This window comes from Spirulina sp. LEGE 11439, from assembly GCF_059821285.1.
Genome location: NZ_JCAMRX010000049.1, coordinates 1 through 24,198 on the forward strand (window position 1 = coordinate 1; position 24,198 = coordinate 24,198).

General features: G+C 42.9%; 24 protein-coding genes. 11 read left to right on the top strand and 13 right to left on the bottom strand.

Annotation, left to right across the window (positions count from 1 at the left end):
• Positions 1-167 precede the first annotated feature (167 nt).
• Positions 168-1,130 (top strand): 7,8-didemethyl-8-hydroxy-5-deazariboflavin synthase subunit CofG, encoded by a 963-nt coding sequence (cofG, locus tag AC6RV6_RS23750; protein ID WP_500243363.1) that lies wholly within the window; start codon positions 168-170, stop codon positions 1,128-1,130.
• A 43-nt stretch (positions 1,131-1,173) separates the two neighbouring features.
• Here the strand turns inward: cofG and mutS are convergent, their stop codons facing one another.
• Both mutS and blaOXA read right to left on the bottom strand, forming a co-directional pair.
• A complete protein-coding gene (gene mutS / locus AC6RV6_RS23755) occupies positions 1,174-3,819 on the bottom strand; it encodes a DNA mismatch repair protein MutS (RefSeq protein WP_500243364.1) in 2,646 nt (881 codons plus the stop codon).
• A gap of 249 nt (positions 3,820-4,068) precedes the next feature.
• On the bottom strand, positions 4,069-4,917 hold the full coding sequence (gene blaOXA, locus AC6RV6_RS23760; RefSeq protein WP_500243365.1) for a class D beta-lactamase: 849 nt from the start codon (positions 4,915-4,917) through the stop codon (positions 4,069-4,071).
• A gap of 218 nt (positions 4,918-5,135) precedes the next feature.
• Between blaOXA and AC6RV6_RS23765 the strand changes: the two genes are divergently transcribed.
• The 3 genes from AC6RV6_RS23765 to AC6RV6_RS23775 are packed head-to-tail and all read left to right on the top strand — an operon-like array spanning position 5,136 to position 7,814.
• Positions 5,136-6,161, top strand: a complete 1,026-nt coding sequence (locus AC6RV6_RS23765; RefSeq protein ID WP_500243366.1) for a metal ABC transporter solute-binding protein, Zn/Mn family — start codon at positions 5,136-5,138, stop codon at positions 6,159-6,161.
• A gap of 41 nt (positions 6,162-6,202) precedes the next feature.
• Positions 6,203-6,973, top strand: a complete 771-nt coding sequence (locus AC6RV6_RS23770) for a metal ABC transporter ATP-binding protein (protein ID WP_500243367.1) — start codon at positions 6,203-6,205, stop codon at positions 6,971-6,973.
• Position 6,974: 1 nt separating this feature from the next.
• Positions 6,975-7,814, top strand: coding sequence for a metal ABC transporter permease (locus tag AC6RV6_RS23775; protein ID WP_500243368.1), 840 nt, complete (start codon positions 6,975-6,977; stop codon positions 7,812-7,814).
• Between the two features lie 154 nt (positions 7,815-7,968).
• Here AC6RV6_RS23775 and rsgA read toward each other — a convergent pair whose 3' ends face one another.
• The 3 genes from rsgA to AC6RV6_RS23790 form a co-directional block, all read right to left on the bottom strand.
• Positions 7,969-9,045 (bottom strand): ribosome small subunit-dependent GTPase A, encoded by a 1,077-nt coding sequence (gene rsgA, locus AC6RV6_RS23780; protein ID WP_500243369.1) that lies wholly within the window; start codon positions 9,043-9,045, stop codon positions 7,969-7,971.
• Between the two features lie 107 nt (positions 9,046-9,152).
• Positions 9,153-9,518, bottom strand: a complete 366-nt coding sequence (locus AC6RV6_RS23785; RefSeq protein ID WP_500243370.1) for a nuclear transport factor 2 family protein — start codon at positions 9,516-9,518, stop codon at positions 9,153-9,155.
• Between the two features lie 71 nt (positions 9,519-9,589).
• Positions 9,590-9,754, bottom strand: coding sequence for a hypothetical protein (locus AC6RV6_RS23790; RefSeq protein ID WP_500243371.1), 165 nt, complete (start codon positions 9,752-9,754; stop codon positions 9,590-9,592).
• Between the two features lie 170 nt (positions 9,755-9,924).
• Between AC6RV6_RS23790 and AC6RV6_RS23795 the strand changes: the two genes are divergently transcribed.
• Positions 9,925-10,818 (top strand): ABC transporter permease, encoded by an 894-nt coding sequence (locus tag AC6RV6_RS23795; RefSeq protein ID WP_500243372.1) that lies wholly within the window; start codon positions 9,925-9,927, stop codon positions 10,816-10,818.
• 80 nt (positions 10,819-10,898) lie between these two features.
• On the opposite strand, the gene AC6RV6_RS23800 is transcribed toward AC6RV6_RS23795, so the two are convergent.
• Both AC6RV6_RS23800 and AC6RV6_RS23805 read right to left on the bottom strand, forming a co-directional pair.
• Complete coding sequence (locus AC6RV6_RS23800; RefSeq protein WP_500243373.1) at positions 10,899-12,068, bottom strand: BMP family ABC transporter substrate-binding protein; 1,170 nt, start codon at positions 12,066-12,068, stop codon at positions 10,899-10,901.
• Between the two features lie 45 nt (positions 12,069-12,113).
• A complete protein-coding gene (locus tag AC6RV6_RS23805) occupies positions 12,114-12,494 on the bottom strand; it encodes a hypothetical protein (RefSeq protein WP_500243374.1) in 381 nt (126 codons plus the stop codon).
• A gap of 196 nt (positions 12,495-12,690) precedes the next feature.
• On the opposite strand from AC6RV6_RS23805, the gene AC6RV6_RS23810 reads away from it, so the two are divergent.
• The 3 genes from AC6RV6_RS23810 (at position 12,691) to psbM (ending at position 14,876) form a co-directional block, all read left to right on the top strand.
• Entirely contained in the window at positions 12,691-13,536 is an 846-nt protein-coding gene (locus tag AC6RV6_RS23810) for an urease accessory protein UreD (RefSeq protein ID WP_500243375.1), read from the top strand.
• Positions 13,537-13,707: 171 nt separating this feature from the next.
• Positions 13,708-14,559, top strand: a complete 852-nt coding sequence (locus AC6RV6_RS23815) for an SDR family NAD(P)-dependent oxidoreductase (RefSeq protein WP_500243376.1) — start codon at positions 13,708-13,710, stop codon at positions 14,557-14,559.
• Between the two features lie 206 nt (positions 14,560-14,765).
• Positions 14,766-14,876: a photosystem II reaction center protein PsbM gene (psbM, locus tag AC6RV6_RS23820; RefSeq protein WP_500243377.1), complete on the top strand. Its 111-nt coding sequence runs from the start codon at positions 14,766-14,768 to the stop codon at positions 14,874-14,876.
• 134 nt (positions 14,877-15,010) lie between these two features.
• Here psbM and AC6RV6_RS23825 read toward each other — a convergent pair whose 3' ends face one another.
• From AC6RV6_RS23825 to plsX, 5 genes are all read right to left on the bottom strand, one after another.
• The gene (locus tag AC6RV6_RS23825; RefSeq protein ID WP_500243378.1) at positions 15,011-15,865 is read right to left on the bottom strand and encodes a universal stress protein; all 855 of its coding nucleotides are present in this window, start codon (positions 15,863-15,865) and stop codon (positions 15,011-15,013) included.
• 163 nt (positions 15,866-16,028) lie between these two features.
• Complete coding sequence (locus AC6RV6_RS23830; protein WP_500243379.1) at positions 16,029-16,385, bottom strand: hypothetical protein; 357 nt, start codon at positions 16,383-16,385, stop codon at positions 16,029-16,031.
• Positions 16,339-16,470: a hypothetical protein gene (locus AC6RV6_RS23835; RefSeq protein ID WP_500243380.1), complete on the bottom strand. Its 132-nt coding sequence runs from the start codon at positions 16,468-16,470 to the stop codon at positions 16,339-16,341. Before AC6RV6_RS23835 ends, AC6RV6_RS23830 begins: the two co-directional genes overlap by 47 nt.
• A complete protein-coding gene (locus AC6RV6_RS23840; RefSeq protein ID WP_500243381.1) occupies positions 16,458-17,465 on the bottom strand; it encodes a beta-ketoacyl-ACP synthase 3 in 1,008 nt (335 codons plus the stop codon). Before AC6RV6_RS23840 ends, AC6RV6_RS23835 begins: the two co-directional genes overlap by 13 nt.
• Positions 17,466-17,498: 33 nt before the next feature.
• The gene (gene plsX / locus AC6RV6_RS23845) at positions 17,499-18,530 is read right to left on the bottom strand and encodes a phosphate acyltransferase PlsX (RefSeq protein ID WP_500243382.1); all 1,032 of its coding nucleotides are present in this window, start codon (positions 18,528-18,530) and stop codon (positions 17,499-17,501) included.
• A 149-nt stretch (positions 18,531-18,679) separates the two neighbouring features.
• Here plsX and AC6RV6_RS23850 point away from each other — a divergent pair, with 149 nt between their 5' ends.
• Complete coding sequence (locus AC6RV6_RS23850) at positions 18,680-19,975, top strand: D-alanyl-D-alanine carboxypeptidase (protein WP_500243383.1); 1,296 nt, start codon at positions 18,680-18,682, stop codon at positions 19,973-19,975.
• Positions 19,976-19,977: 2 nt separating this feature from the next.
• Here the strand turns inward: AC6RV6_RS23850 and AC6RV6_RS23855 are convergent, their stop codons facing one another.
• Positions 19,978-20,505, bottom strand: a complete 528-nt coding sequence (locus AC6RV6_RS23855) for a shikimate kinase (protein ID WP_500243384.1) — start codon at positions 20,503-20,505, stop codon at positions 19,978-19,980.
• 629 nt (positions 20,506-21,134) lie between these two features.
• On the opposite strand from AC6RV6_RS23855, the gene AC6RV6_RS23860 reads away from it, so the two are divergent.
• Together AC6RV6_RS23860 and AC6RV6_RS23865 are read left to right on the top strand one after the other, a co-directional pair.
• Positions 21,135-22,421 carry a hybrid sensor histidine kinase/response regulator gene (locus AC6RV6_RS23860; protein ID WP_500243385.1) on the top strand — a complete coding sequence of 429 codons (1,287 nt, stop codon included), beginning with the start codon at positions 21,135-21,137 and terminating at the stop codon, positions 22,419-22,421.
• Positions 22,418-24,190: a putative bifunctional diguanylate cyclase/phosphodiesterase gene (locus AC6RV6_RS23865; RefSeq protein ID WP_500243386.1), complete on the top strand. Its 1,773-nt coding sequence runs from the start codon at positions 22,418-22,420 to the stop codon at positions 24,188-24,190. Before AC6RV6_RS23860 ends, AC6RV6_RS23865 begins: the two co-directional genes overlap by 4 nt.
• Positions 24,191-24,198 lie beyond the last annotated feature (8 nt).

Here is a 24,198-nt window from a genome sequence, read left to right on the forward strand (position 1 = left end):
ACAAAGACGCGCTTTGTTGAGTTTGTACTGTTGTAGTCATTTTTATGATTATTGCGAGAATAAAATCTGAAGTCTTGCAACCTCATTAACTGAATGATAACTCTAGATATTACGTTTCGTGAACAATTTTTAATTAAGATTTGCTACTCTTTTGATAAGATAAAATTATGAGTCGAACGGTGACTTACAGTCCGGCATACACTCTCGTCCCGACATACGAATGTTTCAATCGTTGCAGCTACTGCAATTTTCGGGTCGATCCGGGTCGAGATAAGTGGTTGACGTTGCGAGATGCCGAGATAATTTTGCAGGGTCTTCAGGAAACAGAGACTATTGAGATTCTCATTTTGAGTGGGGAGGTGCATCCTCAAAATTCTCGTCGAGGAGAATGGTGCGATCGCATTCACGATCTCTGCAATTTAGCACTGACTCTCGGATTTTTGCCTCATACGAATGCAGGACCGTTGAGTTTTGCAGAAATGTCGCAGTTAAAAGAAGTTAATGTCTCAATGGGGTTGATGGTAGAACAGATTACGCCAAAATTGTTGCAAACCGTTCATCGATATGCGCCGAGTAAAGTTCCTGAATTGCGCTTGCAACAGTTAATATGGGCGGGAGAGTTGCAGATTCCCTTTACGACAGGGCTATTATTAGGATTGGGGGAAACAAGGGAAGATTGGCAAGAGAGTTTAGAAGCGATCGCATCCTTACAAGCCCAATACGGTCATATTCAAGAGGTTATTTTACAGCCGCATAGCCCCGGAACTCGACAAAGTTATAATGCAAAAGGATCGCAACCCGAGGCATTGTTGTCTGCGATCGCATTAGCTCGAGAAATTCTTCCTTCTAATATTACCTTACAAATTCCCCCAAATTTAGTTCCCGATACTAACTTTTTAGTCGCTTGTTTGGAGGCTGGTGCGAGAGATTTCGGCGGCATTAGTCCCAGAGATGAAGTGAATCCCGATTACGATCATCCGACACCAAAATTTATCGCTAATCTTATTAAGCCGATGGGATGGAAATTAGAGTCTCGCTTGCCCGTTTATCCGCAATATTACGATTGGCTTTCAATGCGATCGCAGTCGGTCATCAAGAATTTAAGGTTGCGATCGCTCAATAAAAAGTGATTCTAACACAATCATAGAAATTAGATTAAAATCGTAAAAATTCTTATTCAAAAATATCTAATTGTTCCATTATTTTTCCATTCTCTCGTTTTGCATTATTTGATTTCTTTTTAATGCCTTTTCTCAGTCCTAGCGCAATTTTACTATGTTTTTCAATCTGTCCCATGACCTGTTTTGCGCGACTAATCACTGAGTCGGGTAAACCAGCTAACCTTCCGGCTTCAATTCCATAAGAGCGATCGGCACCTCCGGGATGAACTTGATGTAAAAAAACAATTTTATCTGGTAATTCCTTGACTGTGACTTGATAGTTCTTCACATTTTCTAAGATTGTTTCTAATTCATTGAGTTCGTGATAATGAGTTGCAAAAATTGTTCGGGATTTAATTTCAGAAGCGAGATATTCTGCTACTGCCCAAGCAATAGATAATCCGTCAAATGTTGCCGTCCCGCGTCCGATTTCATCTAATAAAACTAAAGATTTAGGAGTCGCATGATTGAGAATATTTGCTGTTTCATTCATTTCCACCATAAACGTTGATTGTCCTGTGGCTAAATCGTCTACAGCACCGACACGTGTAAAGATGCGATCGCAAATTCCTAATTTTGCTGAGGTTGCCGGCACGTAACTTCCAGTTTGTGCCATAATTTGAATTAACCCAACTTGTCTGAGATAACAGCTTTTTCCGCTTGCATTCGGACCTGTGAGAATAATTAGATCGGGATTTTCGGGATCTGTTGGATTATACCCCATCTTAGTAGAATTGGGAACAAAAAAGCCCTGTCCCAATCTTTTTTCAACCACGGGATGGCGACCTTCAACAATTGCGATCGTGCGATTTTGGGCTATTTCTGGACGGCAATACCCTTGCAAAATTGCAACTTCTGCTAACCCTGCTAAAACATCAACAGCAGCAACAGCCCGAGCAATATCGCGAATTTCTCGAGCCTTTTCAGCAACTTCCAAACGCAATTCAGTAAAGATTTCGTATTCTAAATTATTTAAGTCTTCTTTAGCACTGAGAATACGAGTTTCTCGTTCTTTTAATTCTGAAGTAATATAGCGTTCTTCGTTGGTTAAAGTTTGCTTGCGCGTGTAATTGTCGGGTGCATCTTCTGCTTTACTACGAGGCATACTAATATAGTAGCCAAAAGTTTTATTATATCCCACTCTTAATTTAGCAATTCCCGTGCGTTCTCTCTCGGTTATTTCCAACGTTGCCAACCATTGTCGATCTTCTTCGAGTTGTTGGCGGCGTTCATCTAATAAAGGATTAATTCCATCACGAATAATTCCTCCTTCCTTAATATGCAAAGGAGGAGATTCTACCATATTCGCTAAAACATGACGACCCAATTCTTGCAATCCTTGAGGTATTTTGTGTAACCTTCGCAAATAAGGAGAATTTCCCATACAAGCCAGTTCTTCCAGATCGGATAATCGCACTAAAGAATCGGCTAAATTAACTAAATCGCGAGCCGTTGCGCGTCCCGATCCAACACGTCCCGATAAGCGTTCTAAATCATAAAATTGCCGCAACATTTGTTGTAAATCTTCTCGCAAGGCATGATTTTCTGTTAATTCGCCAATGGTTTCTTGTCGTGCTTGAATGCCTTTGATTTCCAGTAAAGGCTCGACAAACCAGCGTCGTAAGGTTCTTGCACCCATTGCTGTATTCGTGCGATCGATCGCCCACAATAAAGAACCATTAAAAGTTCCGTCTCTGACGGTTTGATTGATTTCTAAATTACGACGGGTTTGCGGGTCGAGAATGAGATAATCAGCTAAGGAATAAGTGCGTAAAGGTTGCAAAGGAACTTGGTTGGATTTTTGCGTATCTTCGAGGTATTGTAATAAACCTCCTGCTGCCCGAACTCCTAATGTGAGATGGTCACAGCCCATTCCTTCTAAAGAACGAACGTTAAAGGTTTCTAAAAGACGATTTCTTGCTTCTGTAGGATGAAAGTATTTCTGAGGACGCAAGGAATAACAAAATTCATTAGGAAGACAGTCTGGAAGCTCTTCTGAAGGTTCCCCCGGACGCAACAAACGACCGATATCGATCGCATTGGTAGGATAGAGAATTTCGGAAGGTTGCAAGCGTTGTAATTCAATACCGAGAGATTCGAGATTTTGGGATTGAGTGGTGCAGAATTCCCCGGTAGAAATATCAGCATAAGCGAGTCCCCAATGGGTTTTGGCAATAACGACAGCCGCAAGATAATTATTACGTTTTGCCGCTAACATGCCATCATCGGTTAGGGTTCCCGGTGTGAGAACTTGCTGCACTTCTCGTTTAACCATACGCTTTTCCGAGGCAGCAATTGAGGCATCTTCTGCTTGATCGCAAACGACAACGGCAAAGCCTTTTTCTACTAACATTGCCGTGTAGCGTTCTAAGGCATGATGGGGAACTCCCGTCATGCACACTCTACCAATTCCTTTGCCTCCTTCTTTGCTAGTGAGAACGAGTTCTAATTCTTGGGCAATTTTAACGGCATCCTGAAAGAAACATTCAAAGAAATCTCCTACTCGATAGAGCAAAAGTGCGTTGGGATACTCTTCTTTTGTCGTGATATAGTGCTGCATCATGGGCGAGAGTTGCTCTCGATCCAATTTTCGATAGTCCTCGTGAGGAGCGGGTTTTGCAGTTTTTGCTGTAGTTGATTTTTCAGAAGAGGCACTCATTGCAACAAAAAGAATGATTCGAGGACAGAGGATGAATAAAAATACCCAATTTTACGATCTTGGCATATTTTTGCTCGTTCTGACAATATAGATTCCAAAAAATTCGAGATGCTATCCTATTTCCGAATCAATTGGATTTATCTTTAGGATAATTGTGCTTCTCGATATCTCATAACTTTTATCTGATGTAGCATAAAATTTAGATGCAATCGAAATCATTTCGCGACCAAAAGCACTGTACCTTAATTTTCATAATAATCCTAAGTTTTCTAAGCAACGTCGAGTGACTTCTATTCTCTTGCTTAAATCGTTTCTATCTTCGATATCAATATTGGTTGCAAAAAAATAAACATTTTCATTTTGCTCCACGTAACCGACATACCAACCAACCCCCGTAGTGGCTGCCCATCCTGTTTTAGCTCGTATTGTATAATTGGGAGTTTGCTCCATAATCATAATGTCTTTAACCGTTGCGATCGCACTTTCTGAAAAAGGTAATTCATTATTGTAGAAGCGTTTCAGAAATTGAACCTGTTCTTGAGGAGTGATGCGTAAATCGCCATTAAGCCAAAAGGTGTCTATCTCTGTTGCACCGCCTATATTTTGATTACCGTAACTTATTTCCTTAACCCAATGCTTCATGCGATCGTAGCCAATTCGACGCGCTAAAACCTGATAAAACCAGACAGCAGAAAACTTAAAGGCTTGTCGGAGATTTAAATCGCGATTCCAAGCCGACACCATCGGTCTGTTAATCCCATCCCAAGTTAAAATTGAAACATCATTGGGAATCACTCCTGTTTCGAGTGCAATCAGTGAGTTAGGAATTTTAAAAGTGGAGGCTGGTAAAAACGGTGTTACGTTGCGATCGCGATTATGCTGATAGGAAATATCTCGATTCGAGTCGTAAATATAGATCGATCCTTCTGCTCCTAAATCTTGGAAATGTCGAGCAAATTTAGCTGATATCGTTTCTGCTGACTGCGCTACTCGCAGAGGAGTAAATTCTTGCATGGATTCAGCTAAAACAGGTTGAGCCAGAATCGCAATATAACTGCTGGCAACTGCACAGCTAAGCCGACAAAAAATATTATTCATAAATCTTTGTTCCCTCATTCTTTTGAGTCACGAATTCCTGAAAGGATTTTATAACCTTGTTGCGATCGCTGCCAAACTAAACTGGATTTGACAATTGTTGGGGCGATCGTCCATCTTCTCGCGTTGCCTTTTTGACTAAATTATGATAATGATTATCATTGTAGAGTAAAAATTGTTACGATCGTTCCAATGACGATCGCGCATTGACAGGAGCGCTTATGATTCAAGCAAAACAAGTTCTGCGTCGATTAACCCTTGTTGCCATTATCACCGTGGCGATCGCTTCCGGGAGTTGTGCGACAAATCCTGAAAAAACTGGGAAATCTGAAGCCACTCAAGAGGAAACAACCGAAGAATTGCAAGTGGTGACAACATTTTTACCCATCACCCAATTTACCAAAGCAGTAGCCGGCGATCGCGCCGAAGTCACGCAATTATTACCCATCAACGTCGGACCTCACGACTACCAAGCCAAACCCACCGACGTACAAGCGATCGCTCAAGCCGATGTCTTAGTGCAGAATGGTTTGGAGTTTGAAGTTTTCTTAGAGAATCTGATCGACAACGCAGAAAATACCGATTTAGCGATCGTAGATTCCAGTCAGAGCATTGAAACCCTCTCCTCGTCGGACAAACACTCAGAAAAAGACGATCGCAACGAGTCCCATGAAGAAGAACACTCAGAAAAAGACGACCATCACGAAGAACATCATCATCATGGAGAATTCGATCCTCATATTTGGCTCGATCCCAAACGCGCGATCGCTCAAGTCGAGAATATTCGCGATGGTTTAATTGCTGCCGATCCTGAAGGCAAAGACGAATATAGTGCCAATGCCAAGGAATTTATTGAAAAACTGCAAGCATTGGATGCAGAGATTGCGGCAAAACTCCAACCCTATACCGGACAAACTTTTATTATCTTCCACGACTTCGCTTTATATTTTGCCGATAGTTACGGTCTCGAAGTCGAATTTTTGGTTGATATTCCCGAAGAAAATCCTTCGCCCAAAGATGTGCAACGTATCCTAGAAACCGTCAAAGCCGGAAACCTGAAAGCCTTGCTGACGGAACCTCAAATGGGTGCAAGTGCTTTTGATACTATAGCCAAAGACTTACAGGTTACAATTAGCGAATTCGATCCCCTAGAAACTGGAGATGTTAACGCGATAGAACCCCAATTTTATCTAACCACGATGCGTCAAAACGCAGAAAATCTAGCAGCAGCCTTCGGGACTGAATAGTGTTGCGGAGATAATTTATTATTTGTTTGAGGAGATCGGACTTGAGAGAGACAGTATTAGAAATTAACGGGTTAAGCGTCGATCGCGAGCAAAGAACAGTCATTCATGATGTTTCCTTTTCCTTGCAAACCGGCACGGATACCGCCCTCATCGGTCCCAATGGAGCCGGGAAAAGTACCCTCATTCAAGCGATTTTAGGGATTTTACCCCGGCGATTGGGGGAAGTGTCAATTTTGGGTCAAACCCTGAAGCGCAACGGCGATCTCGCTTTTCCCATACGCCAGCAGATTGCCTATTTACCGCAAAACTTCTTGTTCGATCGCCGCATTCCCATGACCGTAGAAGAATTGGTGGGTTTAGGGTGGGATCGCTTAGGGTTTCAATGGCCGTGGTCTCGCGTTCGAGAACGCCGTTTAGCGGTACGAGAAGCCCTGATGCGAGTGCAAGCAGAGCATTTGAGCGCCCAACCCATTAGCCATCTTTCAGGAGGGGAAACCAAGCGAATCTTGCTGGCTTATTGCCTCGTGCGTCCCCGACGGTTGCTGATTCTCGATGAAGCTCCTGCGGGGTTGGATATTCGCGGAGAGTCAGAGTTTTATCACTTGCTTTCCGAGTTAAAACGCGAGCAAGGCTGGGCAATTTTACAGATTTCCCACGATTTTGATATGGTGCGACGACAGTGCGATCGCGTTCTCTGTCTCAACCGGACCTTGCTCTGTGAAGGCGTTCCCGAATTTGCCCTCTCTCCCGATAATCTCGCGATTGCCTACGGTTCGGAATTTGTGCGCTATTGTCATTCTTGTGAGAGGTGATATGGTTTTAGCGACGGAGATCGGACAAGTCTGGGAGCTATTTCAGTTTCCTTTCATGCAGCGAGCATTGATCGGAGGAATTTTAACAGGACTAATGGGGGGACTGTTGGGCAGTTTGACAATTTTGCGCCAACTTTCTTTCTTTAGCAACGCTTTAGGCCATTCGGCATTACTCGGTATTAGTTTGGGTTTGCTCTTCGGATTGAATCCTTCGACAGTTTTATTACCTTTTTGTGTATTATTTGCTCTCACTGTCAGCTACTTGTTAGAAAGAACGCAACTATGGACGGATGCGCTGCTGAATATTGTTCATGCAGCATCTTTAGCGATCGCTATTATTACCCTCAGTTTTAGCGGACAATACAAAGGAGGTATCAATAATTTACTCTTTGGGGATATTTTGGCAGTACCGAGTCGCGATTTGGTGATAAGTGGGGTTTTGTTGTGTATCTGTGCTGCCTTTATTGGACTAACTTTGCGAACTCAGATGATGTTAACCTTACACGAACCTATGGCGATCGCGCGAGGGGTTTCAGTTTCGGCACATCGCACAGCTTTTATTGTTTTATTGTCCTTAGTCGTGGGAGTTTCTATTAAAGCGATCGGGGTTCTTTTAGTCAGTGCCTTTATTGTTATTCCGGCTTGTGCTGCCCGTTTAATCAGTCGTAATTTCACCACTCACATTCTCTTTTCTGCCGGACTAGGGGCGATGAGTGCAGTGTTAGGGATTGTTTTCTCTGCTTTCTTCGATCTGCCTTCAGGTCCGAGTATTGTCATTATGCAATTAGCGATCTTTTTGCTATCTGCACTTCTTCCCAAAGTTCGAGTTTTGGCCTCTTAAATATTAATATGTGAAAATAGCAATGTTTGTGTTGGGTTACGCTATTACTAACCCAACCTCCAAGATTAAAGTTAATTTTCCGGATTTTATATTAGTATTAGAAAGCCACTTTCAGGTAAAAGATAGTATTTTTAAGGGACTTATTCGAGTGGAATCATCTGTTTTGATATTTGTTTTTACTTTTTAGGGTTGATTTAATGAGCTTGCCAAAATCTTTATCTTTCTTTCTTTTCTCAGCATAAGACATTTCATTGAACGCTGATTCTTTTTTTATTTTGGTATAGTTTTGATAGCGTTTTTCAGACAATTCCCCTGCTTCTATTGCTGATAATACGGCACAGCCTTTTTCTTTAGTATGGGAGCAATCAGCAAATTTGCAGTTCTGGGAAAGCTCTAATATTTCCGAAAATGTTTCGTCAATCCCGATATCTACTGACATATTACCAAGCTCTCTCATTCCGGGGGTATCTATTAGCATTGCCCCATTCTCTAACTGTATTAGTTCGCGACTTGTCGTGGTATGTTTTCCTTTACTTTGTTTTTTGCTCACAGATTGCGTTTTGAATTTTTCACTACCGACAATACTATTTAATAATGTTGTTTTCCCAACACCAGACGAGCCGAGCAAACAGTAAGTATAACCAGATGACAAAGAATCTCTAATCGTATCAATGTTTTCCTCATTAAAATTACTAAATGCCAGTACAGTAACTTGAGGCGCAATATCTAAAATGCTTTCCTTGATTTCCTCAATTTCATTTTGGGAAATGAGATCGCACTTGCTCAGTAAAATGACCGGAGTAATGTCGCTTTCTTTAACCATAACAAGATAGCGTTCCAATCTTCTCAGATTAAAATTATAATCAGCAGATTGAATAATAAAGGCAATATCAATATTTGCTGCAATTAACTGAAAATCAACAAGCTTTCCGGCTGTTTTTCTTTTTAATAGGGTTTTTCTAGGGATTACCCCATGAATGATTGCATGAGAATCATCGTCATAAAAGTCAGCATATACCCAATCTCCAGTTGTTGGCAAGTCCAAAGAAGAATTTGCTGTATAAAACAAATTCCCCAATAGCTCAGCAAAAACTTCCTTCAAACCATTAGTGACAATATAGCTATCTTTGTGTACTGAAACTACCCGAGCAATTTCATGGATAGTTGCCTTCTCAGCATCAACTTCACCTTGAAACCAGTCGCTAAACCCGATGCTTTCTAACTTACCCATAATTCTATTTATCCTTTGTGTAGATGATTGTTAATCTTGCTAATTTATGTGTATTGTTTTTATAAGTTGCAATGAGCTTAACAACTCAGTTCATCTCTAAGATAGTGTTAAGTTTCTGACTCGGGAATTGGTAAATTGTGAGCTTTCAAAAAACCCAGCTTATCCCAATAGCCTCGTTGAAATACTATTTTTCCGTCAACAACATGGAAAAATCCACATCCACGTAACCCAATCGGGTCTTTCCACTCCAAAATAGCCCACTCTCCATCTTGGAAGATAGCTTCCACGATACAAACCATTTCTGTATTTGCAAATTCTCGAGCAAACATTTCCAAAATTGCAGATTTACCTTTCACGGGTTCATTTGCTACTTGATGGTTGACTGCATCTTCAGCATAAAACTCAGAAACATATTGGGCATCACCAGTGTTAAACGCTTTTACCCATAAATCTACTAATTCTTTTGGTTGCATAAATTTACCTCTTGGATTACTAATACTTAACAAGGCGAAAGTTCCCAGAGTCAGGAATGTCAAGATCAAATTCACCCAGAATGGCGATCCTTGAGGAGAGGATTGACCCTCCATCGTGCGATCGCTATCTTGCTGCAATTGTTTGACTGCTGCTTGCAGTCCCTAGAGTCTCGCAACCAACAACTGGGAGATTGAGAAGGTAAAAGTGACGCATCATCTAGAAATTTTTTAGACATGGTTGACGATTGACCAAACGAATATTTGTCTCGGCAATCTCCCGATGAGATTTCGTTATGATTATACGCGATCGCTTCGATGCAGGAAGAGATGCTTCGCATTGCACCTCCTTTCCAAGCGATCGCTTACACTACAAGAAATATAGAGTCATCATTTTTCTGATTTACCGATGAGTCAATCGATTACACCTTCCCAACTTGACAGCTTGGCACCCGATGCTTCTCTCCAAGGGAAGATTGGGGAAGATGGTAGCGTTTTAGGGGAATTTATTCAAGAAACCCTTGCTTTAACCAAACGCCTTTTCATCCAACTCAAACGCCGTCCGACTACCCTGATGGCAGGGATCGTACAGCCTTTAATGTGGCTGATTCTGTTTGGCGCATTATTTTACAATGCCCCTCAAGGATTTTTAGGCAACGATATTAATTATGGTAAATTTCTCGCCCCGGGAGTGATTGTTTTTACTGCTTTTTCGGGGGCATTAAATGCCGGGTTGCCTGTCATGTTCGATCGCGAGTTCGGATTTCTCAATCGCTTTCTCGTCGCCCCTCTCGCCTCTCGCTATTCTATTGTTGCCTCGTCTACCCTATATATTATTAGCCTCGCTTTTGTGCAAACGGTGGCGATCGTTGCTGCCAGTGCCTTTATCGGTGCAGGTTTGCCCAGTCTCGGCGGTTTGGGTGCGATCGCGGCGATCGTCTTCCTCATTGTCGTGGGAGTCACCGCATTGAGTTTGAGTTTGAGTTTTGCCCTTCCGGGACATATCGAACTCATTGCTGTAATTTTTGTGACCAACTTGCCTTTACTATTTGCCAGTACTGCCCTTGCCCCTTTGTCTTTTATGGCCAACTGGTTGCAATGGCTCGCCTCTTTTAATCCTTTAACTTATGCGATCGAACCCATTCGCTATCTCTATTTAAATGAAACTTGGGGACTCGATAGTGTTGTCATGACAGCCCCTTGGGGATCGATGAGTTTTACGACAGTTCTCTTGGTCTTGCTCGTATTTGACGCGATCGTTTTAACGGCTATTCAGCCATTATTACAGCGTCGCTTAGCTTAAACAGTTATCAGTGATTGGTGACCCGTTATCAATTGAGAAAGAGAGGAGGAGAAGTATAAATTTTCTTCTTTTCTCTTCCGTTACAGGCTGCCTCGAACTCCTTCAACTAACCAATTTGTTTGCTCTAATTCGATCGCATTTTGTTGAAATTCTTTTCCTTCTGGGAGAATAATATCGCCTTTATTGCTGACTATTTCGCCTTGATAAATCGTTAGTTTTCCTTCTTTTAACTGTTGCTTGATTTCTTCGGCCAGTGTGCGCGTTTCTTCACTCACTGCCGAACCATAATCTGATAATTTCCAAGACCCTGATTCTCCACCTCCGCGCACGAGATGCGGAATTTCTCCATTCATTAAGGTTTTCCCTTCTTTAATCCAATGCGCGTACTGAGTATACATTGCCGTCCAATTCCATTCAGCCCCTGTTAAATAGCCTTTAGGGGCGAGTGCCGATTGATTGGCATGATAGCCAGAAGTATAAATCCCCCGCCGCTCTGCGGTTTTAATGACGACTTTGGGACTATCTACATGACAGGTAATAACATCAATTCCGCGATCGACCAAACTATTCACTGCTTCCGCTTCTTTAACCGGTAATGCCCAATCTCCCGTAAAAATAACCTGTACGCTAATTTCAGGATTGACGCTTTTTGCTCCTAATGTAAATCCATTAATATTGCGAAGGACAACAGGAATAGGTTTGGCTGCAACAAATCCTAATTGATTGGTTTGTGTCGTTTTTCCGGCAACAATTCCAGCAATATATTGTGCTTCGTCAATATAAGAAAAATAACTGCCAATATTATCGGGCATTCCTTCGTTATATAATCCTCCTGCATGAAAAAACTGCACCTCTGTAAATTCTTCTGCGAGTTTGAGAATATGCGGATCGAGATAACCAAAAGAAGTCGGAAAAAGTACCGTTGCGCCATCAAGTTCTATCATACTCCGCATGGCTTCTTGCACTGCTGTTGTTTCGGGAACATTTTCTTGTTCGATAACTTTAATACCGGGAATTTTTGCGATTGCTGTCGCAGCTTCTGCATGAGATTGATTGTAACCAAAGTCATCTTTAGTACCGACATAAATAACACCGATAACTAACTTTTTATTTGTCTCTCCAGTCCCGTTATTTGTTCCTCGATCTGTACAACCCGTTCCTAATTTTGCCGTAATTCCAAAAGTTGTTGCAGCCAAAAGACCACGCAAGATTTGACGGCGAGACGGATAAAGTAGATTATTTTTGTTCATGGCTATTTAACAATGGATAATGGATAACTAGGAGTCTTTTACTCTTTACTCTTCATTCCTTCGACCCAATTCAAAAACGCCACAACAGAAACATCCTAAAATTCCCACGCTAACTGCCCAACTGCGACCTAGACTTAACTGCATCCCATAATCGCACAAAAAACCCAATAACAAGAAAGGAAAGATCGCAAAAATTGATGCGTAAAACGCATTTTGTGATTCTCTCGCCGGACGGGTACGCTCGAACTCCTCTGCCGATAAATAAAGGGAGCGATCGGCAAAATTAAACCAGCGATCGAATATCTCCTCACAACATTCTCGTAAGGAAGCCATCCCTAAATATAAGGCTAAAGACCACAATGCAGAACCCGCAATTAAAACTGTATCGAGTTCGATCCGAAAAGGGAATAGTTCGTTGAATATCATCGAGCAATAAAATTAACTGATTCTTAAATTACTTTTAAATGATTGTAACAGACTGTTGAGCCAGCGATCGCATATCTAGCATAGGCGATCGCACAGACTCCTTCAGCCTTTCTCATCGATCTCACACGATTTTTCAATTCACCCTATCTGATAATGTAGAACAGGTTGAAACAATTAATATTTTTGATAGAGTTAAATGGTTGCACTTCCACAAGATTCAAATTGGCAAGGTCGCTTAGAGATAGTTTATGGCAAACAAGGGAATTCTACACAAATTTTGCGTGCTTTTAATCAAGCACCTTTAAAGGTACAGCGACCTTTTTATCCTGAAGGAAAAGAAATTTGTCATACTGTTTCTCTGCATACCGCAGGGGGAATTGTTGGTGGCGATCGCTTAACTCAATCTCTCCAGTTAAATTCACAAAGTCGCGTTTTGCTGACCACCGCCGCCGCCAGCAAAATTTATGGCAGTCAAGGCAAACAAGCCACCCAAACAATTCTTGCAAAAATAGCAGATCGGGCAGTTTTAGAATGGTTGCCCCAGAGTACAATTGTGTTTAATGGTGCAATTTACAAACAAGAAATGCGCGTCGAATTAGCCGAAAATGCGGTTTTTTTCGGTTGGGAAATTCTCCGTTTTGGTCGCAGTGCGAGAGGGGAAAAATTTGTCCGAGGAGAGTGGCGATCGCGCTTAGAAATCTGGCGAGAAAGTAAACTGCTGTGGTGCGATCTTCAATGGCTGCCGGGATGTGAAGAAACTTATTTTCATCCCCACGGTTTGGGAGGATATCCCATTATCGGTCATTTAATTTGGTTTAGTCCTTCTCATGAAGAAAATGCGATCGCATCTCTTCATCAATTCTGGAACAATAGTCAAGGTAAAGGAGAAGCAGAAGTGACTCAAACACAAGGAAATGGTTTACTTTGTCGCTATCGCGGTACATCAATAACAGAGGCAAAAAACTGGTTTCAGCAAATTTGGAAATTTTACCGTCAATCCGATTTTGGAGAGACGGCGATCGCGCCCCGAGTATGGTTATAAAACAACGAGCCCGAAGATTTACGGACATCAGAAAAATTGAATAGTTACAGTTATCTTGAGAATTCCCCAAAGTGTGTGACAAAAATCATATTGGAACTCGAGTCAAGTCATCTTTACAAAATTTAATAACCATTAGAGTGAAACTATAGAACAAGTAGAGGGAGAAAAACCATGAAAACTCTGCAAAGATACGCCCTCAAACCATCTTTACTGCAAGGTAAAACCGCCTTGATTACCGGAGCATCCCGAGGCATTGGTAAAGCGATCGCCCTTGAATTTGCTCGCCAAGGAATCGGACGCTTGCTTCTCGTCGCCCGCAACCGCGATCGCCTCAATACCGTCGCCACAGAAATCCAAGAAATTACCCCAAAAATCGAAATCATCCCCATTCCGGTAGATCTGACTCAAACCGCAGAAGTCAGCATTGCCATGGCCAAAGCTTGGCGGGACTTCGGACCGATTCACATCCTCGTCAATAATGCCGGAGTTGCCCATCAAACCTCCTTTTTAAGTTCGCAACCTCACCAAGCCGAGAAAGAACTCCGCGTCAACCTCTTGGGAATGTACACCGTCACGCGGCTAATTGCCCGGCGCATGGCGGCTAAACGAGAAGGCACGATTGTCAACGTTTCTAGCCTCATGGGGAAAATTGCCGCCCCCACCTTTGCGACCTATTCCGCGACTAAATTTGCTATCGTCGGATTTACCCAAGCATTGCGATCGGAACTTGCGGCTAAAAACGTGCGGGTGGTCTCTTTGCTTCCTTCCCTTACCGATACGGATATGGTGCGAAATACCGACTTTTTCAAATGGGTTGCACCCACAACACCGGAACGAGTAGCCAAGGCCTTAGTCACTGGGTTAAATAGAGGCGAAAATGAGATTTTTGTGGATTGGCAAAGCAAGATATCTGCGATCGCGAGTGGTACCGTCCCTTGGTTCATGGAAAAAGTAGTCTCTCTCGCCGCCCCCGAGTCCCAGCAACCGCAACACAAACCCGGTTATAGTTTGGGATCGGCTTGACTGACGAAAGACCCTTATCTCTCGCGTTAAGACTGCGGGATAAGAAAAGGTAGGGGGTGGGATTGGATATCTCAATCCGAAGCGATCGCGTTTGCATCCGAATTTCCGCCCCCATATCCTTACCCAATAAGGATAATTGATAATTGAGAATCGTAATGATATTCTAAAGAAGATTCACATGGTCGCCCATAGGGAGCGTAGGTTAAATGCAAGTTAATGAATTAGGATTTGTGGCAACGATTCTATTTGTATTGGTTCCTTCCGTCTTTCTGCTGATTTTGTATATTCAAACCGCAAGTCAGAAGAGTAGTAACTAATCAATTTTCCCGCCCGCAATTTTGTTTGACAATTTTGTTTGACTCAATTTTGAAAAACCCATTAAAAAACAAAGGATGAAATCGGGAAATTTCCCGATTTCATCCTTTATTAAATTGGATAATCAGCAATCGTCTTAGTTTTCAGTATTTCGTACTAAAAGTACTGGACAATCAGCATTCACCCGCACGTAATCTGAAAGAGAAGTTCCTAAAAGGCGATCGAGATCGGGTAGTGCTTTCGCCACAGAAGGACGGCGATCGGGAGAGCCTAAAACCAATAAATCAGCATTGTATTCATCGACAAGCTGACAAAGGGTTCGCCCCGGTTTTCCTCCGGTTACGATACAACGATAAGGTATACCCATGCGCTTGACTTTGGATAGTGCGGCAGCAATGACGGGATTCTCTTCCATTTCTGCTTTGGAGAGCGGGAGCAATTTGGGGTCTAAATCCGGGTTAACCCGTGCGAGAATCAATTCCACATTTTTAGCACCACGAAGTAAAAATAAAGCCAGATCTAAACTAACCTTAGAAGATGCTGACTTATCGAGGGCAACGATGATTCGCTTGAGCTTTTTGACGTAAATATCATCCCGTACTAAGAGCATGGGGCGATCGGCCAATTGAAAAACATACTGACTGACAGAATTTTCCAGAATCGATTCGAGACGCTTGAGACCCCGCGAACCCATAATAATCAGGTCAGCACCGATTTCTTCAGCAACTTTGCACACCGTATCTTTGGGTTCTCCCTGACGTTTCAAGGTTGTCACGGGATTTTTCTCAGTTTGTAGGGTTTCCACGGCTTTAGCGAGAATTTCATCCCCTGCTGCCATTTTGCTTTCCATTGCTTCCTTCGCAGCTTGAGAGGGAACGACGTGCAGAACGGTTGTCGCAGCACCTTGAATCGAGGGTAAGTCCCGCAATGACAGTAGCATTTCTTTGGGATTTCCCGTGCCAGAATCTGCCAATAAGATCTTTTTAATCATGTCAAGTGACCTCCCAACTGTGTCGCTCTAAATAGGTTTTTAATTTTGCTCTGGGTGCAAGCTCTTCTTTTCAGAATACGCTGATTCTTGCGCGGGAAATTTAACGAAATGCGATCGAATAGTTAATCAGTCACCAGTTATTCTTCAGAGGAAGGCGATCGCTCTATTCTCGCAATCGGCGGTTTTCGTGCAAAAGTCTTTGATAGGTGGGAATATTCTCTAATCTAATTGCAGAGCCAAGCTCAACGGTTTTATTGGTTTTGTCATATACACAGATTATGATATGTTCCTCATCGGCAGAGGTTGACTGTCCCACACCTAAAGCCAGTCCCGATGATGAGGTACCAAATGGATCGACGATAATGTCTGGATCGATAAGACGGTTTTTGAGTTCTCCTTCACATTTTTCTCTGACATTTTCTCTGAACTCTTCCCAAGCATCAGGCGAGGAAGCGATCGCGATACAACCAAGACTAGCGAAGATAATTACACTTGCTAAACCGATAAATTTCCGTTTCATGTTTCTTCTTTAGAGGTCGAAACCGATCGCTGGTGACTGGTGACTGGTGACTGGTGACTGGTGACTGAATAATTACATTCCCCACTCAAAAATCGCGGCACCCCAAGTCAGACCCGCGCCAAAACCTGCCACCGCAATGCGATCGCCCGCCTTAACTTTTCCTTCTCGCACTGCTTCATCAAGGGCGAGGGGAATAGAAGCCGCCGAAGTATTGCCATACTTTGCTAAATTGCTAATCACTTTATCTGAAGAGAGATTTAGACGAGTCGCCACTGCATCCATAATGCGTTGGTTGGCTTGATGCAGTAACAGCCAATCGATCGCCTCTGTGGTTAATTCCGCGTGATAGAGTGCCTTCGAAATCACCTCCGGCACCTTATCGACGGCAAAGCGATAAACTTCCCGTCCATTCATCGTAATCGGTTGATATTGTCCTCGTCCCACCTCAATGCCTTCTAACAAACCTTGAGACTTATTTTGTATCGATAAATTAAGGGTGTGATTTTTCTGCCCGTTACTGTGGAGGGAAAAACCGAGTAGGCGATCGCGATCTTCTGTTGCTTGCATCACGACTGCCCCGGCACCATCCCCAAACAGAATACAAGTGGTGCGATCGCTCCAATCGACCCACCGCGATAAAACATCCGCACCAATCAGTAAAACATTGCGATAAACTCCCGTGCGGATAAATTGTGCCGCCGTCACCATCCCAAAAACAAAACCCGAGCAAGCCGCCGTTAAATCGAAAGCCACTGCCCGCGTCGCACCAATTTCGCTTTGAATCTTCGCCGCACTGCCAAACAGATCGTCCGGAGTTGAAGTCGCCAAAACAATCAGATCGATATCTTCTGGGGAAAGATTCGCCATAGCGATCGCCTTTTCTCCTGCCCGTGTCGCCAGTTGGCTCAGCGTTTCCTCGGATGTTGCTAAATGCCGCATCTGGATCCCCGTGCGGGTTCTAATCCACTCATCTGAAGTCTCCACCAGATGAGAGAGTCGATCGTTGTCCAATGTCGCGGCTGGAGTAGCCGAACCACTTCCCGCGATCGCGATCCCGAATTGTTTTACAGTAGCCTTCATCCTTTATTCCCGAAGCTCAACGGCATTGTCGCGTTACTTGGCCCTTTCCAAACTGTAGTAAGTGTGAAGGCGATCGAGAACGCGATGGTCGATCGCTTCTTTAGCCAAACGAATGGCACTAAAAATGGTAGGCGCTTGGGAACTACCATGACTGATAATGCAAATTCCGTCTACCCCCAAAAGTAAAGCCCCTCCATGTTCGGCATGATCGATCCGTTGTTTGATGCGCCTTAAATTGGGCTTGAGCATCGCTGCCCCCAATTGGCCGCGAATGCCGTAAGGAAGTTCCTCTTTCAAGATTTGTAAGAGAACATCCCCCACTGCCTCAGCAAATTTGAGGAGGATATTGCCCACAAAACCATCGCAAACAATTACATCGAAGTTCCCCGAGAGAACATCGCGTCCTTCTGCATTGCCAATAAAAGGAATTTCTGGATTGTCTGTGAGAAGCTCATGGGCTCGCAAGGCAAGATCGTTGCCCTTAGAAGGTTCTTCCCCAATATTGAGCAAACCGACATTAGGCTTTTCCACCCCTAAGACATATTTGCTGTAAATCGTCCCCATCAGAGCAAATTGTTCTAAATATTTCGGGCGACAATCTACGTTTGCTCCCACATCAAGGATAATGACGGATTTTCCCGCGAGAATGGTGGGAAAAATTGCCCCGATCGCCGGGCGATCGATCCCTTTAATGCGACCCAAGCGCAGTAGTGCCGATGCCATCGCCGCCCCAGAATGTCCGGCAGAAATGACCGCATCGGCTTTTCCTTGCTTGACCAAATTCATCGCCACATTAATCGAAGCCTTGGGTTTTCGCCTGACCCCCGTGGCTTCTTCGTGCATGGCGATCGCATCTTCGGCAGGAATAATCTCGATATTTGCAGATTCTGCACCATCAGCCCGACCGTGTTTTTCCATGCACGTCCGAATTTTTTGGGGATCTCCCACCAACAAAACGCGAACGTCTAATTCTTCTGCTGCTCGAATTGCACCAGCAACAATCTCTTCGGGGGCATGGTCTCCCCCCATTGCATCAATTGCAATTGTTTCCTTTGTGGATGCCATTGCTCGAAGTGAATAGAAGCCGTAACAAATTTTATCAGATTGCGGTTATTGTTGTTGATTGTTGGTTATTTGTTGTTTGTCGATCGCTATTCATTGATAATTGTTGGCGGATAGCGTGTCACTGTTCACTGTTTACTGTTCGTTGATAAATGTACGGAGTTGTTAGCCTTTTAAGCGCCTTGAGTTTGCTGTCTGTCTTTTTCGGTCCGACAGAACTCAAAATTGCTCAAACCCTCTCTTGGCAGGAGGCAAAAATTTTCCAATTACCCGATGAACCTAACCCAGAGGCGGAGGAAATTCTCAAACAATATTTGCGAGATTTAGTCAGCAAAGGATTTTCCCCGCAACGCCAAGGAATTTTATTGCAAGCGGATATGACTAAATTGGCTTTTCGCAATGACAAAATTCCCTTATCGGCGGCTTCTTTAACCAAAATCGCCACAACTCTAGCCGCCGTGGATAAATGGGGACTCGACCATCGTTTTGCCACGCGGATTTATCGAGTCGGGGAAATTCGTAATGGCATCCTCTCCGGAGATTTAATTGTTGAAGGGGAGGGCAATCCGTTTTTGGTTTGGGAAGAAGCGATCGCGATCGGGGATGCCCTCAATCGCTCTGGAGTGAAGGAAGTCCAAGGTGACTTAAAAATTGTCGCGCCGTTTTACATGAACTACAAGACCGCTCCAGAGGTTGCCGGGCAAATATTCCAACAAGCGATCGCCGCAGAAAACTGGCCGGAGGCGGCCAAGAAACAATATGAAAAAATGGCGGTAAAATTGCCCCGTCCTCATGTCAATATATCGGGTCAAGTTCTCGTCTCTTCCACAAGGCCGGCAGAATCTCAATTATTATTGCGCCATCAGTCTCTGACTTTAGCTAATATTCTCAAGCAAATGAATATTTATAGTAATAATGTTATGGCTGAAGTTTTGGCGCAGTCGGCGGGAGGAGCGCAAGCTGTGGCACAATTGGCCGCTAATGCTGCCAATGTGCCTCAAAATGAAATTCAACTGATTAATGGTTCGGGATTGGGAACGGCTAATCGCATTTCTCCTCGCGGTGCCGTCGCCATGTTAGCGGCATTAGAGCGCCAATTGACCGGCCAACCTTTAGGGGTTGCGGATCTCTTTCCCGTAGCGGGACGCGATCGCCAAGGGACGACCATTGGGCGCAGATTGCCCCCCAATACTGTTTTCAAAACCGGATCCTTGCGTTCGGTCAGTGCTTTAGCCGGTATTCTCCCAACCCAAAAACGCGGGCTGGTTTGGTTTGCCATTATTAATGAAGGGAACGATCTTTATGAACTTCGCGCCCAACAAGATATCTTCTTGCGAAAATTAGGGCAAGCATGGGGAAACAATGAACAATTATCAATGAACAATGAACAATTTGATACTTCCGAAGTATTAGGCGATCCCAATCGTATTTCCACTCAAATCCCCTAACCCTAACCCCCTAACCCTTCTTTTAATACCGAAGGAATGCGATCGAGAATTTCGGCGGTAATTTCGGTGGGGGTTTGGCTTGAGTGTGCGATCGCAATGCGAATATCGGCTTGAGCGTACAGAGAACGACGTTCTGCTAATAAAGTTGAGAGCTTTTCGTTGAGATCGCGATCGGCAAGGAGAGGACGAGATGTATCTTTATGCAAGCGCTCCACTAAAATGTCTACAGGAGCATCGAGCCAAACGATTAAACCATGACGCAAATACCCCCAATTTTCAGGTTTGAGAATCATGCCTCCCCCAGTCGCGATCGCACTTTGGGTATAAGCACACACTTGCTCTAAAACTTTGGACTCTAATGCCCGAAAATAGGCTTCTCCTTCGGTCGCAAAAATCTCATTAATCGTTATTCCAGCAACTCGCTCGATTAACACATCTGTATCGAAAAAACGATATCCCAGTCTTTGGGCAAGTAATTGTCCGATTGTTGTTTTTCCCGTTCCCATCATGCCGATGAGAAAGACACTCATTCCTTGTAACAAATGCTTGTAACCTCTCTACCTTATTCATCACTCATCCTACTGGATCGAGACTCCTATTGCCGTTCGTACAGAGGAATTGACGGATAAAAATTCTTACTCTTCTGTGACAATGAGAGGGACAAAGCGAGAGATAATCTTAAAGATTGCTAAAATTCATTAAGAGATTCTCTTTTTTGCCCACTAACAAGCTAGGCATCCATTCAACCTAAAAGAGTATAGACTGAAATTAGCGATCGTCTCAATCCTGTGGAGAACGCCTAAAAATTAAGCTATAGTAAGTTTTTAGAGAGCTTGCGTAATATCCCGAACAGAAAAAAAACAGCCAGACCCAGCTCCCATTCAAAATCTGTTACCCTCAAATATTTCCTTGAAAAAATGAAAATATTATGAAAATACAAGGAGGAGACATAAAAAAATTAAAAGAAGGAAATATAAAGAGGAAAGACAAGAAAGATTCCCTGACAAAGAGGATCTGAGACAAGAATTGCCCGAGAAAAAGTTTCACAAACAGTAGAATCATTCTCAGAGATCGTGCTAAACTCGAGTTTGCTTTCCCCCAACATTAGGGAATCTCTACAACCCCAAAACACCGTACCCAATAATCGTAAACTAATGTTATGACTGCCAAAATCTTAGTTGTTGATGACGAACCCCTATTAGAATATGTCATCCAACAAAAATTTAGGCAAAAAATTCGTGCAAAGGAATTTAAATTCATTTTTGCCAACAACGGCAAACAAGCGCTCGAAAAAATTGCAGCCGATCCTTCCATTGACTTAGTACTGACAGATATTAATATGCCAGAAATGGATGGATTAACTTTATTGGAGAAACTTGCTGAAGCCGATCGCACCCTCAAAGCTGTTGTCGTCTCTGCCTATGGTGACTTAAGTAATATTAGGACGGCAATGAACCGAGGTGCTTTTGATTTTCTCACAAAGCCTATAGATTTTCGGGACATGGAAATCACTATCCAAAGAACCTTGGAAGTGGTCAAACAGACTCGAGAGGATTTAGCCAAACTGCAACAGACCCAGACCCAACTGGTTCAAAATGAAAAAATGGCTAGTATCGGTCAACTCATCGCCGGAATCGCCCATGAAATTAACAATCCCGTCAGTTTTATCTCCGGCAATCTCGACCATGCTAAAACTTATTTTAAAGACTTACTCCATATCATTCATCTTTACCAAAAATATTGTCAAAACAATCTAGAAGAAATTGAAGAGGAAATAGAAGCTGTCGATCTGCCTTTTATTTTAGAAGATTTACCGCAAATGCTCGATTCGATGACAGAAGGAACCGATCGCATTCGCCGTCTCAGCCAATCGATGAGAACTTTTTCAAGATCGGATAGTTCGAGTCGCGTTTCTTTTAATCTTCATGCAGGGATTGATAGCACCCTGATTATTTTACGGCATCGATTGAAAGCGAATGAACATCGTCCAGAAATTGAGATTATTAGAGACTATGGAGATCTACCCGAGGTTCAATGTTATCCAGGACCCTTGAATCAAGTTTTCATGAATATTATCGCCAATGCGATCGATGCTTTAGATGACTTAGGCCTCGATAAAATTGCAGAGGAAACAGAAACGAATCAAGAGACTCATTCCTATCACATTAAGATTACAACCTTTGCGATCGCCGATAAAAATGATGAGGCAAAAAATGATGAGGCAAAAAAGGCAGTCATTCACATTTCCGATAATGGACCGGGAATGACAGAAGCAATTCAAAAACAGATCTTCGAGCATTTGTTTACCACAAAACCCGTCGGTCGCGGAACAGGATTAGGCTTATCAATTTCCCGCCAAATCATTGTTGAAAAACATGGAGGAAGCATTAAATGTAAGTCGTCACTTGGAAAAGGAACGGAGTTTATTATTGAAATTCCCTTATGACACCGAAGAATAGCCTTCCCAATAATATTCCGGTCAAACCACCAACAAAAATTCTTGTTGTTGATGACGAACAGTTGCTTCAATATATCATTCAGCAACGATTTCGCCATCAAATCCGTGCTAAGGAATTTATATTCGATTATGCTCCTAACGGCGTTATTGCGCTCGAAAAATTGCAAGCCGATCGCACGTTTGGAATGGTTTTGACAGATATTAATATGCCAGAGATGGATGGGTTAACTTTACTCAATAAAATTGCAGAAATCGATCTGACCCTTAAAGCCGTTGTCATGTCTGCTTATGGAGATATGAGTAATATTAGAACGGCCATGAATCGCGGTGCATTTGACTTTTTAATTAAGCCCATCGATCTCAACGATCTAGAAATTACAATTACGAAAACCCTCGCTTTTATCGAACAAACTCGAACCCGACAGCAAGAACTAAAATTTGCACGAGAACGATTACAATATCAAGCATTTTACGATTCATTAACCGGATTGCCCAATCAAAGTTTATTTCTCGATCGCATCCGTCAATGTCTCTCGCAAGAACAACAATTCGCCATTCTCTCCTTAGATGTCGAACGTTATCGCCTCATTAAATCCAGCTTGGGTCGCACGATCGGGGAACAGTTATTAGTGGAAATGGTCGATCGCGTTCGCAATTGCATGCCGTCTAATGCCACACTGTCTCGCACGGGAAGCGATGAGTTTGCGATTTTAATAGACGATTTTTGTAATGATAAAGATGTTCATCTGATTGCCGAATCCATTCATGAATCGTTATCGATTCCTTTTGCTATTGAAGGTGAGATTGTTTCTTCGACAACTCGCATTGGTATTGCTTCGAGTGATGTTGATTGCGAACAAGCAGAAGATTATTTACAAGCCGCAGATACGGCAATGGAATCGGCTAAAAAACAAGGAATGGGATCGACTGCTTTTTTCGATCGCCAAATGCACTCTGTTGCGATCAAACAATTACAATTAGAAGCAGATTTAGCGCGGGCGATTGCAACTGACGAACTCATTCTTCACTATCAACCGCTCGTTTCTCTCGCTGATGAAAAGATTGTCGGTTTTGAAGCCTTGGTACGCTGGCAACACCCGACACGCGGTTTAATTTCTCCCGGGGAATTTATTTCCGTCGCCGAGAAAACTGGATTGATTGTTTCCCTTGGAAAATGGGTGTTAGCGCGAGCTATTCAACATTTGAGTCATTGGCGATCGCAATTCCCTCATTTTTCTCATTTGACAGTTAGCGTTAATGTTTCGGGCTTACAGCTTTTTACACCAGATTTTATCGAAATTTTAGAAAATCTCTTGCAAAAATATGAAGTTACGGGAGAAATTTTAAAGTTAGAAATTACCGAGAGTGTTTTGATCGATAATGCAGAAGCTGCACAATTGGTTTTTGAACAACTCAAGCAACGAGATATTCAATTGTGTCTCGATGATTTTGGGACGGGATATTCTTCTCTCGCTTACTTACATAATTTACCGATTGATATGCTTAAAATCGATCGCTCTTTTATTAATTCCATGTTAGCCTCCCAAAGAAATTTAAGATTAGTCAATGCCATTTTAAATCTCACGGAAAGTTTGGGATTGCAAGCCGTTGCTGAAGGCGTAGAAACTCGCGAACAAGTGGAAAAACTCCGGGAGTTAGATTGCCAATTTGCTCAAGGTCATTTCTTTGCTCGCGCCCTTCCTTCCAGTGAGATTATTTCTTTATTGGAACAAGAAATAATGGTAATAGGTAACTGATAACTGAT